The 14,557-nt window shown below is 70.2% G+C and carries 14 protein-coding genes and 1 tRNA gene; 8 read left to right on the top strand and 7 right to left on the bottom strand.

Annotation, left to right across the window (positions count from 1 at the left end; translation table 11 throughout):
* Positions 1–9: 9 nt before the first annotated feature.
* The 3 genes from AC1DZA_RS11030 to proC form a co-directional block, all read right to left on the bottom strand.
* Positions 10–1,470 (bottom strand): APC family permease, encoded by a 1,461-nt coding sequence (locus tag AC1DZA_RS11030; protein ID WP_476772786.1) that lies wholly within the window; start codon positions 1,468–1,470, stop codon positions 10–12.
* Between the two features lie 145 nt (positions 1,471–1,615).
* On the bottom strand, positions 1,616–2,917 hold the full coding sequence (locus tag AC1DZA_RS11035; RefSeq protein ID WP_476772787.1) for a beta-N-acetylhexosaminidase: 1,302 nt from the start codon (positions 2,915–2,917) through the stop codon (positions 1,616–1,618).
* On the bottom strand, positions 2,914–3,765 hold the full coding sequence (proC, locus tag AC1DZA_RS11040; RefSeq protein ID WP_476772788.1) for a pyrroline-5-carboxylate reductase: 852 nt from the start codon (positions 3,763–3,765) through the stop codon (positions 2,914–2,916). The genes AC1DZA_RS11035 and proC overlap by 4 nt, the downstream gene beginning before the upstream one ends.
* Before the next feature lie 23 nt (positions 3,766–3,788).
* On the opposite strand from proC, the gene AC1DZA_RS11045 reads away from it, so the two are divergent.
* Both AC1DZA_RS11045 and AC1DZA_RS11050 read left to right on the top strand, forming a co-directional pair.
* A complete protein-coding gene (locus tag AC1DZA_RS11045) occupies positions 3,789–4,751 on the top strand; it encodes a cation diffusion facilitator family transporter (RefSeq protein WP_476772789.1) in 963 nt (320 codons plus the stop codon).
* Positions 4,748–5,521 (top strand): glutamine amidotransferase-related protein, encoded by a 774-nt coding sequence (locus AC1DZA_RS11050; RefSeq protein ID WP_476772790.1) that lies wholly within the window; start codon positions 4,748–4,750, stop codon positions 5,519–5,521. The genes AC1DZA_RS11045 and AC1DZA_RS11050 overlap by 4 nt, the downstream gene beginning before the upstream one ends.
* A gap of 3 nt (positions 5,522–5,524) precedes the next feature.
* Here the strand turns inward: AC1DZA_RS11050 and tadA are convergent, their stop codons facing one another.
* A complete protein-coding gene (gene tadA / locus AC1DZA_RS11055) occupies positions 5,525–6,007 on the bottom strand; it encodes a tRNA adenosine(34) deaminase TadA (RefSeq protein ID WP_476763795.1) in 483 nt (160 codons plus the stop codon).
* Between the two features lie 45 nt (positions 6,008–6,052).
* On the opposite strand from tadA, the gene upp reads away from it, so the two are divergent.
* The 5 genes from upp (at position 6,053) to AC1DZA_RS11080 (ending at position 9,818) form a co-directional block, all read left to right on the top strand.
* The gene (gene upp / locus AC1DZA_RS11060; protein WP_476763796.1) at positions 6,053–6,685 is read left to right on the top strand and encodes a uracil phosphoribosyltransferase; all 633 of its coding nucleotides are present in this window, start codon (positions 6,053–6,055) and stop codon (positions 6,683–6,685) included.
* A 508-nt stretch (positions 6,686–7,193) separates the two neighbouring features.
* Positions 7,194–7,982, top strand: a complete 789-nt coding sequence (locus AC1DZA_RS11065; RefSeq protein WP_309974948.1) for a winged helix-turn-helix domain-containing protein — start codon at positions 7,194–7,196, stop codon at positions 7,980–7,982.
* Between the two features lie 241 nt (positions 7,983–8,223).
* Entirely contained in the window at positions 8,224–8,706 is a 483-nt protein-coding gene (locus AC1DZA_RS11070; protein WP_309974952.1) for a MarR family winged helix-turn-helix transcriptional regulator, read from the top strand.
* A 53-nt stretch (positions 8,707–8,759) separates the two neighbouring features.
* Positions 8,760–9,437: an HAD family hydrolase gene (locus AC1DZA_RS11075; RefSeq protein ID WP_476772791.1), complete on the top strand. Its 678-nt coding sequence runs from the start codon at positions 8,760–8,762 to the stop codon at positions 9,435–9,437.
* A gap of 87 nt (positions 9,438–9,524) precedes the next feature.
* The gene (locus AC1DZA_RS11080; protein ID WP_309974958.1) at positions 9,525–9,818 is read left to right on the top strand and encodes a hypothetical protein; all 294 of its coding nucleotides are present in this window, start codon (positions 9,525–9,527) and stop codon (positions 9,816–9,818) included.
* Positions 9,819–9,825: 7 nt separating this feature from the next.
* Here AC1DZA_RS11080 and AC1DZA_RS11085 read toward each other — a convergent pair whose 3' ends face one another.
* Positions 9,826–10,869, bottom strand: coding sequence for a CorA family divalent cation transporter (locus tag AC1DZA_RS11085; RefSeq protein WP_476772792.1), 1,044 nt, complete (start codon positions 10,867–10,869; stop codon positions 9,826–9,828).
* A gap of 119 nt (positions 10,870–10,988) precedes the next feature.
* Between AC1DZA_RS11085 and tal the strand changes: the two genes are divergently transcribed.
* Positions 10,989–12,101, top strand: coding sequence for a transaldolase (gene tal, locus AC1DZA_RS11090; protein WP_476772793.1), 1,113 nt, complete (start codon positions 10,989–10,991; stop codon positions 12,099–12,101).
* 317 nt (positions 12,102–12,418) lie between these two features.
* On the opposite strand, the gene AC1DZA_RS11095 is transcribed toward tal, so the two are convergent.
* Positions 12,419–14,122, bottom strand: a complete 1,704-nt coding sequence (locus AC1DZA_RS11095; protein ID WP_476772794.1) for a GNAT family N-acetyltransferase — start codon at positions 14,120–14,122, stop codon at positions 12,419–12,421.
* 275 nt (positions 14,123–14,397) lie between these two features.
* Positions 14,398–14,470, bottom strand: a tRNA-Arg gene (locus tag AC1DZA_RS11100).
* Positions 14,471–14,557: the final 87 nt, after the last annotated feature.

Below are 14,557 nucleotides of genomic sequence, written 5' to 3' on the forward strand. Positions count from 1 at the left end.
GTTCGAGCCCTACGCCTGGAAGTCCTCGGGCACGTCGAGCGGACGGCGCGTGTAGTACGCGCGCGCCTTCCGGTAGAAGAGCACGAGCGGCACGAGCCCGACCACGATGAGCCCGACACCGAGGATGTTCACGATGGGGTCGTTGTTGGGAATCGAGCTGAAGAAGATGAAGATCATGAAGACGGCCCCGATCGCCGGCCACAGGCCGATGAGGAGGAAGTTCTTCGCGGACTTGAAGATCACCTTGCGGAAGCCGACCACCACGGCGAGCCCGGCCAGCGCGTAGTAGAACGCGATCTGCAGGCCGATCGAGCTGATCGCATTCGACAGGATGTCGCCGACGCTGCCGAGGAAGTTCGAGCCGACGAAGAGCACCACCGAGACGCCGACCACGACGAGGGTGGCGAACACCGGCGTCTTCCACCGACGGTTGATCCGGCCGAAGGCGAACGGGATGGTGCGGTCCCGGCCCATCGCGAAGAGCGTGCGCGTGACCTGGATGAGCGTCGTCTCGAGCGTGGCGATCGTCGAGAGCGCGACCGCGACGATGAGGATCTTGCCGCCGATGCCCGGCCAGACGACGTCGCCGAGCACCGAGAGGATGTTCGCGCTGTTGTCCTCGATCGTCTCGGTGGGCAGCATGACGAGCGTCGCGATGGTGAAGACCTCGAAGAGCAGGAAGACGATGATGACGCCGATGATGCCTGCGGAGCCGGCCGACTTGTGGCCGTCCTTCGTCTCCTCGTTGAGGTTGGCCGCGACATCCCAGCCCCAGTAGTAGAAGGCGGCGATGAGGGCGGATGCCACGAAGACGCCCGCTCCCGACAGGTGCGTGAAGCCCAGCCAGTCCCACGAGAAGTTCGGGCCGGCGTGCTCGCTCGTGGACGCCCGGAAGATCGCCACGGCGGCGAACACCACGAGGATGCCGACCTCGACGACCGACATGATCCACTGCGCACGGGCCGTGACGGTCACGCCGAAGATCACGCAGGCGGCCATGACGAGGAACCACAGCGCGCCGACCGCCGTGATGAGCGGGACGTTGTCGGCCTGCGAGGGGTCGAAGAGCGAGACGGTCATGGCGCCGGCCGGCAGGGCGCCGGCCACCATGAAGATGGTCGCCGAGATCACGAGCGCCCAGCCCGAGAGGAAGCCGAGGATCGGGTGCAGGCCGCGAGCGACCCACGAGTAGGAGGCGCCTGCGTGCACGTCGACCCGGCCGAGGTAGAGGAACGCCCAGGCGATGCCGAGCATCGGGAGCCCGCACCAGAGGAGGGCGCCGGGCGCGCCCAGGCCGGCGACGCCGACGAGGGTCGCGGTGGTGGCCGCGATCGAGTAGGCCGGGGCACTGCCGGCCACGGCCATCACGATCGAGCCGGCCGGGCTCACGCCGTCGGCCTTCAACTGGTGCTGCTCGTACTCGACCGCCCGGATGTGGGAGGTCTCGGTCTCGAGGTCGGGCTGCGTCATCGCATCGCTCCTGTGGTCCGTGAGGGGGAAGGACAGGGGGACGCTAGCACAACGACGACGAATCCACGTGCGGATTTCGTTGATCGACCCGGCCCGCGCAGTCGGATACGTCGCCCGCCAACGTTTCTGAAGCGGATTCCGAAGGTCAGGCGGGATCCGCGAGGTCTGCCGTGAGGCGTGCCAGCTGGGCGATCCGATCGGCACGCCGGCGCGGCACCCCGGGCACCCCCGGCCGCTGCTGGTCGGGACGCGGACCGCCCAGGGGACGGAAGTCGACGCCCTGCGCCTCGAGCCAGGCCAGGTACCCGGGCAATCGCGATTCGAAGTCCGACCAGTCCAGCGGACCGCCGTTCCACGCGACCTCCGCGAAGGCGCCGAGGCGCGGGAACACGGCGTAGTCCAGCCGCTCCCGGCTGTCGAGGTGCTCGGTCCAGACGTTCGCCTGCACGCCGACGACCCGGTCGCGCAGCGCAGCGGGGGCATCGGCGGGCACCGGGTCGAACGAGGCGACGTCTCGGAGGGAGAGCACGGTGCCGACGGGGATCGGCTCCTCGGGGTCATCCGACTGCCGGTAGTCGAGGTACGTCCACAGGTCGGGGCAGAGCACGACATCGTGGCCGAGCCGAGCGGCGAGGCCGGCACCGACCGGTCCGCGCCACGAGGCGACCACGGCATCGGCGGCGGGCCGGCGCCCCTCGAGCATCTCGTCCCAGCCGATCACCCGCCGTCCGCGCTCCGCGAGGTGCGACGCGATGCGGCCGAGGAACCAGGCCTGCAGCTCCTCCTCGTGGGCGAGCCCGCGCTCGGCCATGAGCTCCCGGGTGCGGGCGTCTTCGTGCCACCGGCGCTTCTGCGCCTCGTCGCCGCCGATGCCGACGACCTCCGAGTCGAACACCTCGCACACCTCGTCGAAGACGTCGCAGAAGAACCGCACCGCCTCCTCCTCGACGTTCAGCACCTCGTCCGAGATCCCGAAGCGGGTCCACGGCTCGGGCACCCGCGCCCGTACGGCCTCGACGTCGCCGACGCCGTACTCGGGGTAGGCCGCGAGCACCGCGCAGGCATGACCGGGCACATCGATCTCGGGCACGATCCGGATGCCGCGCGCGTCGGCATACCGCACGAGCTCGCGCAACTCGTGCTGGGTGTACCAGCCCTCGTGCGGCACGCCGTCGCCCGTCGCCGACGGCCCGTGGCCCAGCTGCGACTCGCTGCGTCGCCCACCCACGTCGGTGAGCCGCGGGTATCGCCGCACCTCGAACCGCCAGCCCTGGTCGTCGGTGAGATGCAGCTGCAGCACGTTCAGGCCGTGCGCGGCGATGAGGTCGACGAAGCGCAGCAGGTCGGGTATCGGCCGGAACCGGCGGGCGACGTCGAGCATGACGCCGCGCCAGGCGAACCGAGGCTCGCCGTCGAGCCGGAGCGGCGCGCGGTCGATGGCGCTCACGCGCCGGCGGCGAGCTCGCGGGCCCGGGCGAGCGCGGCATCCGTCGCCCGGTCGAAGACCTCGGAGAGCCGTGCCTCCTCGAGCACCGCGACCGCGCGCTCGGTGGTGCCCTTCGGGCTCGTCACGCGGCGACGGAGCTCGGCGGGCCCGACGTCGGATGCCGCGAGCAGCTCGGACGCCCCGCGGAACGTGCCCTGCACCATCCGCGCCGCCTGCTCGGGCGTGAACCCCTTGGCGATCGCCGTCGCGGTGAGCTGCTCGATCAGGTAGAAGACGTAGGCGGGCCCGGACCCCGAGATGGTGGAGAGCGCGTCGATCTGCTCCTCGGGCACGACGATCACCTCGCCGACGGTCTCGAAGAGGCGCACGGCGAGCGCGAGGTCGTCGTCGCTCGACCGGGTGCCGGCCGACACGCCCGTGACGGCGCGGCCCACGACGGCCGGCGTATTGGGCATCGAGCGGATCACCGCCACCGACGGCGGCAGCAGCGACTCGAACGTCGCCACGGTGACGCCGGCGGCCACCGACACGACGATCGCGTCGGGTTCGAGCGCATCCGCGATCTCGCGCAGCAGGTCGGGCACCATCGCGGGCTTCACCGCGACGACCACGACCTTGGCGCCCGCGACCGCTGAGCGGTTCGCCGCGGCATCCGTCTCGGTGGCGTACGACGTGACCCCCGGCAGCCCCTCGAGCTCAGCCGCGCGCTCCGCCGAGCGGTTCGTCGCGCGGATGCCGCCGTCGACCTCGATGCCCGGCTGCAGCAGCCCCGACAGGATCGCCCTGGCCATTGACCCGGCCCCGAGGAAGGCGATCGCGGGCAGGTGCACGGGGGCTTCGGCGCTCATGCGACCATCCTAGGATTGACGCCATGAGCGCATCGGGCGGCACCAGGGCCATCATCGCGGCATTTCTCGCCAACCTCGGCATCGCGATCACGAAGTTCATCGCGTGGTTCTTCTCGGGGTCGTCGGCGATGCTGGCCGAGGGCGTGCACTCGCTCGCCGACTCGGGCAACCAGCTGCTGCTCATCTTCGGCGGCCGCCAGGCGAAGAAGCAGGCCGACAAGGAGCATCCGTTCGGCTACGGCCGCGAGCGATACGTGTACGCCTTCGTCGTCTCGATCATCCTGTTCTCGGTCGGCGGCGTGTTCTCGATCTACGAGGGCATCGAGAAGCTGAACCACCCCGAGCCGCTCGAGGTGCCCTGGCTGCCGATGCTGGTGCTCACGATCGCGATCATCCTCGAGTCCATCTCGCTGCGCACGGCCGTCAAGGAGTCCAACCACGTGCGCGGCAAGCAGACGTGGGTGCAGTTCGTGCGCCGCGCGAAGGCGCCTGAGCTGCCCGTGGTGCTGCTCGAGGACGTCGCCGCGCTCATCGGCCTGGTCTTCGCGTTCATCGGCGTCGGGCTCACGTGGCTCACGGGCAACCCGGTCTTCGATTCCATCGGCACCCTGTTCATCGGCGCGCTGCTCATCGTCGTCGCCATCGTGCTCGGCATGGAGACGAAGAGCCTGCTCGTCGGCGAGGGCGCGAACGACGACGACCTCCAGAAGATCGAGCGGGCCGTCCTCGCGGGCCCCGAGGCCGAGCGCATCATCCACATGAAGACCCTCTACGTCGGACCCGATGAGTTGCTCGTCGCCGCGAAGGTCGGCTTCCACGGCGACCAGTCACTCCTCGAGGTGTCGACCGCGACCAACATCATCGAACGGCGGGTCCGCGAGGCGGTGCCCGCGGCGCGGATCATCTACATCGAGCCCGACATCTACGTCGACCCGAACCTCGCGGCACCGCCCACCGACGCCATCGTCATCAAGGGCCTCGAGTGACGGATGCCGCGACGGATGCCGCGCGCCACGCGGCATCCGCTCGACGCACCGCGCTCGTGCTGCGGCACGATGCCGCGATCGGGCTCGGCAACCTGCGCCCGACGCTGGAGGCGCACGGCTACGAGATCGTGACCGTCGACACGCCTCACCAGGACCTGGGCGCGCTCGACCCGCTCGCCGCCGACCTCGTCGTCGTGCTCGGCGGCGAGGAGGGGGCGTACGAGGCCGATCGCTTCCCGTACCTCACCGACGAGGTGCGCCTGCTCGCCGCCCGCGTCGACGCCGAGGCGCCGGTCTTCGGCGTGTGCCTCGGCGCGCAGCTGCTCGCGAAGACCCTCGGGGCCGAGGTGCGCAAGGGCCCGCGCAAGGAGGTCGGCTGGCTCGAGGTCGAGCTCACCGACGCCGGCGCGGCCTCACCTGTGCGGCACTTCGCCGGCGTGCCGACGGTGCAGTGGCACGGCGACACGTTCGAACTGCCCGAGGGAGTCGAGCGCCTCGCGTCGTCGGAGCAGTACGAGAACCAGGCGTTCGCCCGAGGCGACTGGCTGCTCGCGGTGCAGTTCCATCCCGAGGTCGACGACGCGATCCACGAGGAGTGGCTCCGCCTCTGGGGCCACGAACTGCCCGAGTACGGCCGCAGCGCCGAGCAGCTGCGCGCGGAGCGTGCCTGGCACGGGCCGCGCGCGAACGCGGCATCCGCTGCCCTGCTCTCGGAGTACCTCGACGGGCTCGAGGCGCGCGAGCGCGTGCTGCGCGAGCGCGCGAGCTAGCCGCTAATCGAGCTCGCTCGGCGGACGCCTGAGCGGGTCCTCGAAGAAGGCGAGCAGCAGGCGAGCGGATGCCTCGGCCTCGACGCCCGGGAACACCTCGACCCGATGGTTGAGCCGCCGGTCGCGGAGCACGTCGTAGAGCGACCCGGCGGCGCCGGCGCGCTCGTCCCAGGCGCCGAACACCACCGTCGGCACGCGCGCGGCGAGGATCGCGCCCGCGCACATGACGCAGGGCTCGAGCGTCACCACGAGCGTGCAGTCGGTGAGCCGCCAGTCGCCGGTCGACTCCGCCGCGGCACGGAGCGCGAGCACCTCGGCGTGCGCCGTCGGGTCGCCCACGAGCTCGCGCTCGTTGCGGCTCGCCGCGATGACGATGCCGTTGCCGTTCACGACGACCGCACCGACCGGCACGTCGCGCGTGGCCGGCGCCTGCTCGGCCTCGGCGAGGGCGAGGCGCATCCACTCGCGGTGGATCGGCAGCTCCACGAGCCCCTCCCGTCCGCGGGATTCCCCGCAACTAGACTCGAGCCTATGCGAGTCCACGTTGCCGATCACCCGCTCATCACCCACAAGCTGACGGTGCTCCGCGACGTGAACACGCCGTCGCCGATCTTCCGCGCGCTGGTCGAGGAGTTGATGACGCTGCTCGCCTACGAGGGCACCCGCGGGGTGCGCGTCGAACCGGTCGACATCGTCACCCCGGTGGCCCCCACGACGGGCGTGCGCATCGCCGATCCCAAGCCGCTCATCGTGCCGATCCTCCGCGCGGGCCTCGGCATGCTCGACGGCATGGTGAAGCTGCTGCCGAGCGCCGAGGTCGGATTCCTCGGCATGGCGCGCAATGAGGAGACGCTGGAGCCGACGACCTACGCCGAGCGCCTGCCCGACGACCTCAGCGACCGCCAGTGCTTCGTGCTCGATCCGATGCTGGCCACCGGCGGGTCGCTCACCGCGGCGATCGAGTTCCTGCTCGCCCGCGGGGCGACGGATGTCACGGCGATCTGCATCCTCGCCGCGCCCGAGGGCCTGAAGGCCGTCGAGGAGGCGCTGCACGGCCGCGAGGTCACCGTCGTACTCGGCGCCGTCGACGAGCGCCTCAACGAGCACGGCTACATCGTGCCGGGCCTCGGCGACGCCGGCGACCGCCTCTACGGCACGGTCTGACGACCGTTACACTCTGCGAGCTTCCGTCCTCGCGCCGAAGGATCTTCACGCTGACCGCTGCACGGGCGAGATGGAACTGCGGAAGATTTTTCTGAACGATCTTTTCTCGCAGATCCTTTTGCACGCAGCATCCGCCCACCCGATCCTCCCGGATGCCGCACCGCGACGCGCACCGTCTGCGCCGTCACACCGCGTCATCCCGCCGTCATGAATTGACACACGCTCCGACCTCGGATTGACTCTCCCCATGACCGACACCGCACGCACCCTGACCGCCCCCGAGGCTCTCAGGACGACCGGCATGATGATGCCGGCGCGCGCGTCCATGTGTTGTCGAATGTGCCGCTGACCGCGACCCGACCGCCGAGTCCCGCAGCCGATCCGCACCCCGATCGACCGCGACTCCACTGAACCAGCCGCACCGGCGGTTCGCCAGGCCGAACGGCCATTCGCATCGACCCCGTCTCGAGGGGTCCATCGCCGCACCTTCTTCGCACAAGGAATCGTCATGTCTCTCGCTCTCGCACCCGTCCGCACCGCCGCCGTCCGCACCGCCCCGTCGCTGCCCGATGTGCCGGCCCGCCCCGTCTCGATCGCGCCGCGCCCCGCAGAGGCGCCGACCACGCAGGCCGCTCCGGCCGAGTCGGCGCCCGCCGCCCGCGCCGCCGCTCCCCGCGTCCGCGCCGTTCCGGAGGGCACCGAGGCGCGCGGCTTCGTGCTCTACGTCGGCATCGACGAGGCGAAGGCCATCGCCGACGGCACGACGCTGCACCGCATCGTCGAGGCGCTCCGCACCCTGACGGCCGAGGTCGCCCCGTCGGCCGAGACCTACGCGGCCGTCGCCCTGGCCCCCGAGGGCTCGGGTGGCCGGGATGTCGACGTCGTGCGCCTCGCCCTACAGGACCCGGCCGCCCTCGCCAAGCAGCGCGAGGGCCAGGGCACGCGCGACGACGCCGACCGCCACCCGAACGGCGTCATCATCGACATCTCCCGCAAGCGCGTGCTGCTCGACGGCGAGGCCGCCGGCCTCACCTACAAGGAGTTCGAGCTCCTGCAGTACCTCGTGCTCCGTGAGGGCCGCACGATCGACCGGCACGAGCTCATCGACAGCCTGTGGGACGCCGACGACGAGGCACCGAGCGAGCGCACCATCGACGTGCACGTGCGGCGGCTGCGCTCGAAGCTCGCGCACTACCAGGACATCGTGCGCACGGTGCGCGGCGTGGGGTACCGGTTCGACCGCCACGCCGACGTGTCGATCCGCCAGGCCTCGACGCCGTCGCCCGACCTGTACTGATTTCCGAAAATCACAGAACGATAACTAGCGCCCGTTATCGATCCGTTATATATTCATTACGCATCCACTGTTTGCTGTGGCGGTGGATGCGGAATGTGATTGCAGGACACTCTTGGTGCAAGGGCGAGGGTCGGTCGTCAGCCTCTACGACCGGCCCTCACCCGTTCCCGCCCCGGTTTCCCTATCCTTGGATGAGTCCGGGTCGGAAGGCCCGGCGTCGACACGTCGAGGGGAGACCAAGGTGGCGGAACGCGCGATCACGGTGGCCGCATGGGAGTCGCTCTTCCGCGCCCAGGTCACGATCATGCGGGCACTCGCCGCCGAGTTCCCGAGCGACGTCATCTCGCTCAACGAGTACGACGTGCTCTTCAACATCACGCGGGCACCCGGACGCCGCCTGCGGCTGAAAGACCTCAACCGCTCGGTGCTCATCACCCAGCCGAGCGTCAGCCGCCTCGTCGACCGTCTCGCCTCCCGCGGACTCGTGACGAAGATGCACGACCCCGACGACGGTCGCGGCACCATCGTCGGCATCACCGAGGAGGGCTTCGCCCTCTTCCGCCGCGTCGCATTCCGGCACATGGACACCATCGACCGCCACGTCGGCTCGGCCCTCGACGAAGCCGAGCTCCGCGAGCTCATCGCGCTGTGCGACCGGCTCCGGGAGTCGGTCGGGGAACGGCCCGCCTCCCAGCTCGACGCCGACGCGGCATCCGGCAGCTGAACCGCGCCCGTCAACCCGTCGCCCCGTCCCGCGGTCGGGTGTAGACCGGAGCGATGGGATCCTCCGCCACGCGCACCGTCCTGTTCGACGTCGACGGCACGCTCGTCGACTCGAACCTGCTGCACGTCGACGCCTGGCAGCGGGCGTTCGCGCGGTGCGGCGTCGAGGTCGACAGCTGGCGCATCCACCGCGCGATCGGACAGGATTCGGCGCTGCTCGTCGAGTCGCTCGCGGGTGACCGCGATTCCGCGTGGGTCGACGAGGTGAAGCGCCTGCACGCCGAGTACTACGGCGAGCTCGCGCCGCGGCTCCGCAGGTTCGACGGTGTTCGGCAGCTCCTCACGGCACTCGACGGCCGCGGCATCCGGGTCGTGCTCGCGACATCGGCACCACAGGACGAGCTGCGACTGCTGCGCGAGGCCATCGACGCGGATGCCGCCATCCACGCCGCGACGTCGGCCGACGACGTCGAGACCGCCAAGCCCGCACCGACCCTGATCGAGGTGGCGCTCGAGCGAGCGGGAGCGGAAGCGCCCGAGGCCCTGTTCGTCGGCGACTCCACCTGGGACATGATCGCCGCGGGGCGCGCCGGCGTCACGGCCTACGGCCTGCGTTCGGGCGGCATCTCCGACGGGGAGCTCCGAGCGGCGGGTGCGCAGCGGGTGTTCGACGACCCCGCCGACCTGCTCGCGCACCTCGAGGCGCTGGTCGACGGGCCGCGCCCGGCCTGACTGGCCCCGGCGCAGCCGGCGCTACGACGATACGGCTGCGACCGCAACCCCATCGACGCGCGAACGCAGATGTGCGAGGTTCGAGCCATGAACCATCTCACCCACGAGGTTCAGGTCCGGCTCGGAATCGAGATCGAAGACGAGTCCGTCCTGCTCGGCAACATGCCCGACCCTGCCGACGCCGAGGACATCGAACGTGCGATCGTCTGGACGTTGACGACCGCGCTGGACACCCGCGCGGTGCGCGACGTGCTCTCGTCCTACGGGCTCGCCATCCGTCGCGGCGAGGTGCGTGCCTTCGCCCCGTCGGTCGCGACTGTCATGCCCGGATCCGGACTGGACCACACGGTCGCGCAGGCGGCCGACCCGCTCTTGATGTGAAGGCTCGTCAGAGCCAGTGGCGTCGCTTGAACATCAGGTAGATCACGACATCGACCACGACGATCGCGCCGGCGACGACCAGCCATCCGTACTGCCACTGCACGAGCGGCAGGTTCTTGAAGTTCATGCCGTAGAGGCCCGCGATGAGCGTCGGCAACGCGAGCAGGGCCGCGAATGCCGAGATGGTCCGCATGTCCTGGTTCTGTCGCGCGGCCACGTTGTTCTCGTGACTGGAGAGGATCGCGTCCAGCGCTCGGCTCTGGTTGTTGATCAGTGCCGCCGTCCCGGCCGCATCGTCGAGCAGGTCGTGCAGGTAGGGGACGATCTCGTCGTTTCCCACCGTGAGGGCCTCGAGGTGCTGCGTGCTCTCGCGCAGTGCGGCCGCGATGCTCGAGACGGCCCGGTCGATGCGGCCGATGTCCTTGCGGATCTCGTAGATGCGACGGTGATCCTCGGTGGTGGCTTCGCTGAACACCTGCTCCTCGAGCGACTCGAGATCGGACTCGACGTCGGCGGCCGCCTTCGCGTACCCGTCGACGACCTCGGCCATGATCGTGTACGCTGCCGGCATCGCCGCGTTCCGGAGGTTCTCGGGCGCGTCGTTCAGCAGCTCGGGGAGGTCGGTCAGTTCACCGCCCTCGCCTCGCTGCACCGTGAGCAGCCAGCCGTCGCCGATGTAGAGGTACGTCTGCCCGAGGACGAGGTCGCCCGAGTCGCCGCGCGGGAGGATGCTCCACAGCAGGATGAAGAGGTGCTCGGCGAACTTCTGCACCTTGGGCTGTTGTCGCCCCGACACCACGTCGGCGGCCGCGATCGGATGGATGCCGAGGGTCTCGCGTGCCCGGTCGACGGTCTCCTCCTCGGGATCGACGAGGTGCAGCCACACGAACCCGTGATGCCGCTTCGCCTTCGCGACCAGGCGCGGCACCTCGTGGAGCCCATCGACCGCGGTGGCGTCGATGGCCGAATCGACGACGAAGATGCTCGCCGACTCGACACGTTCGGTTTCGATCTTCGCCGCATCGGGCTGCGGCGGACGGGGAGACGCCATGCCTGATCGTATGGCGCTCCCCGCGCGTCCGTTCGAGACCGCACGACCCTTGCCCGTGCCGTCGGTTCGTGGTAGTCACCGCCCTCGCCGCTCGAACGGAAAGGGCGGAGACTACTCCCATGAGCACCAACACCCCCACCGCCGCGTTGTCACGAGCCGGCGTCAGCATCTGGCTGGACGACCTGTCCAGGAAGCGGATCACCACCGGTGAGCTCGAGCGGCTCATCGGCGAACGCGATGTCGTCGGCGTGACGACGAACCCGACCATCTTCGCCACGGCCTTCGCCGACGGAGAGTCGTACACCGATGCCATCCACGCCCTTGCCGCCGAGGGGGCCGACGTGGAGCGCGCGATCTTCGAGATCACGACCCATGACGTGCGCGACGCCGCGGATCACCTGCGAGCGGTGTACGACCGCACTGACGGCTACGACGGCCGCGTGTCCATCGAAGTCCAGCCGGGGGTCGCGCACGACACCGACGCGACGGTCGGCGAGGCGCATGCGTTGTGGGAGAAGGCGGATCGTCCGAACGTGATGATCAAGATCCCGGCGACGGTCGAGGGGCTCGGGGCGATCACCGCGGCGATCGGCGCGGGGATCAGCGTGAACGTGACGCTGATCTTCAGCCTGGACCGGTACCGGCAGGTCATCGACGCGTACCTCACCGGCCTGGAGCAGGCGAAGGCCGCGGGCATCGACCTGGCCACGATCCACTCGGTCGCGTCGTTCTTCGTGTCCCGSGTCGACACCGAGATCGACAAGCGACTCGCGCAGATCGGCACCGACGAGGCCCTGGGCCTGAAGAGCAAGGCGGGCATCGCGAACGCCCGGCTCGCGTACCAGCTGTACGAGGAGGTGTTCGGCGGYGASCGGGCSACCGCGCTCCTTGAGGCCGGCGCGAACCGGCAGCGTCCGCTGTGGGCGTCGACCGGGGTCAAGGACCCGGCGCTGCCCGACACCCTCTACGTCACCGAGCTCGTCGCGCCCGGCGTGGTGAACACCATGCCCGAGAAGACCCTCGAGGCGACCTTCGACCACGGCGAGATCGTCGGCGACACGGTGACCGGCGCGTACGCCGACGCCGGCGCCGTGCTCGACGCGCTCGCCCGGGTCGGCGTCGACTACGACGACGTCACCGCGGTCCTCGAACGCGAAGGCGTCGAGAAGTTCATCGTCTCCTGGCACGAACTGCTCGACACCGTCCGCGGCGCACTGGAGGCAGCCCGATAGCGGTTGCCGGGCCGACGTCCGCGCACTCCCGGTCCGCCGGGACGGTGGGGTGGGAACCCTACCTCCCACCCCACCGCGGTCTCCAGGGGAGACCTCTCCCACCGAGCGACCCGAACTGAGCTCGGCGAGCAGGATCCCGAGCAAACATCTGTCGACGGTCGCAGGTCGTCATGGCATGACGGAACTGTCGGGTATCGGGCCGACTCGGGCTCCCTCGAATCTAATCGCGCGTGGCGAATCCCACAGGGCCCCGAATGAGGGTCAAAACGACTCGGGAGCCGAGGACGGGGCAGTGCCGGCCGTCGCCGGCTCAGCGGTCACGCGGGCCAGTCGACGGACGCCTCGTACCCGGGATGCTCGCGCAGGTAGGCCGCGATGAACGGGCAGCGCGGCACGATGCGGTCGCCGCGCGCGACGGCGTCGTCGAGCACGAACTTCGCGAGGCGGCTGCCGAGGCCCTGGCCCTCGTGGTCGGGTTCCACGACGGTGTGCGTGAAGACGATGCGCCCGGGGGTGGCACGATACTGCGCGAAGCCCACGCGCTCGCCGTCCAGGGTGAGATCGTAGCGCTCCGCCGCATCGTTGCGCTCGATCTTGACGGTGTCGTGCATGAGTTCCTCCATCGCGAGACCGGGCCATCGCCGGATGCCCCGTGCGACCCGCCCGCTCATCACAACGCGCTCACCGCCCCACCGCATTCCTGCGCCGGCCGGAGACGGCGCACCGACGAGGTCGGGTGACGGAATCCCGGCGTGCTCCAGCGTCCGGTCGCGCCGCTCGGGTCGGCGAGGAGCCGGCCGGGAAGCCGGCGGCCTCGGAACCGGGCGCGACGCGGGACCCGCGGCGGCACCCGGGTGGGCGGCGGTCGCGATCCGGCGGCGCCCGCGGTGAGCGGGCACGTGCGAGCCGCCCGGACGCCGTGCGGCGAGATGCGGAGCCGCCGCGGCATCCGTCACCACCGGGCTCGCGTGCGTGATCGCGACGAGGGCGATGAGCCACGCGAAGACGAGCGTGAATGCGACGATCTCGAACACGGTGAGGTTGAAGACGCCGAGCCGGTCGTAGGCCACCATCGCCGCGACCTCGACGACGATGGACGCGTAGGACGCGACGACGAGCGTGCGCGGAAGGCGTCGCGCCCAGAGCTGCACGCCCATCGCCAGCACGGCGAACGACACGGCCGCGCCGAGGGCGGCGGCGTTGTGGATGGTGCTGTCGCCGTCGATCGGGAAGAGGCCGACGCCCATGAGGCTGACCCCGATGAGCACGATGAGCACGCGCATGGTCGTGAGTCCGCCGCGCCGCACGCCGAAGCGCACGTCGGCGACCGCGCGGGTCAGTCCCCCGGACATCGCCGCCATGCCGGCGCCCGACACCACGATCGCGATGTTGAAGCATGCAGCCGCGACATCGTCCGACGTGCCGAGGGTGCTGAAGTTGTGGGTCCACCACGCGCCCGTCGGGGTGAGGCTCATGCTCGCGAGGCTGCCGGCCGCGAGCAGCATGGCGATGAGGTTGAACGTGCGGTAGGCCTCGTGCTCGATGGCGATGCGATGCAGCCTGGCCGTTCCGAGGCACAGCACGACGCCCAGGCTGATGGCGGCCACGGTGTGCCCGCCCGGCACCACGTCGAACGCGGCGCCGGTGAAGTGCACGCCGAGCATCGCGATCGCTCCCCACGTCAGCCCGTTGGCGCGGGCGCGGGCGTCGGCGCCGAGCCCCGGGAGCCCGAACCGCTCGAGCATGGCGATGCCCGTTTGCGACGCGGAGACCACGACGAGCGACACCCCGACGCCGATGCCGGCCGCGATCGCCGGCGCCGCCCAGACGAGGTCGCCGGTGTGGAGCTCGGGGATCAACCCGAGGTGGCCGCCGTGCGAGTGGCTGCCCGTGAAGATGGACGTCAGCTCGTGGAACACCACCAGGGTGATCGCCGCTCCGATCAGCAGCGCGTACCCCCGACGCATGAGGCTGGCGACTCGCCCGACGTCGTGGCGTCCCTCCCGATTCGACGAGACCACGGTCCCCCCGTTTCGCGCACCCCGCATATCCCGACTTCCATCACCGGAATCAGATCTGAGCCGAGCATAGCCGGGACGCAAAGCATCGAGCATGACTGCGTCGGGCCGCACGCGCCGATGTTCGGCGGATTCTCAGCATCACATCTGCACGGCGCCGAAAATACCCCCCGACCGGGGGTCAAAGCCGCAGGAAGTGCCGAATGCGCGACAACTCGCGCGGGAACGACAGAAGCGGCCCGCTTTCGCGAACCGCTTCTCTACTGTCTCAACCAGTGTGCGCCCGGAGGGATTCGAACCCCCAACCTTCTGATCCGTAGTCAGATGCTCTATCCGTTGAGCTACGGGCGCGTTGGTTGTCACCTTCGCTTCCGCGCGATCAGGCAACCACGCAACTCTAACGTACGAGGTGCGATCATGCCAATCGAGCGGCGGTGC

The sequence above is a fragment of the Agromyces sp. P2_B3 genome (assembly GCF_056404815.1).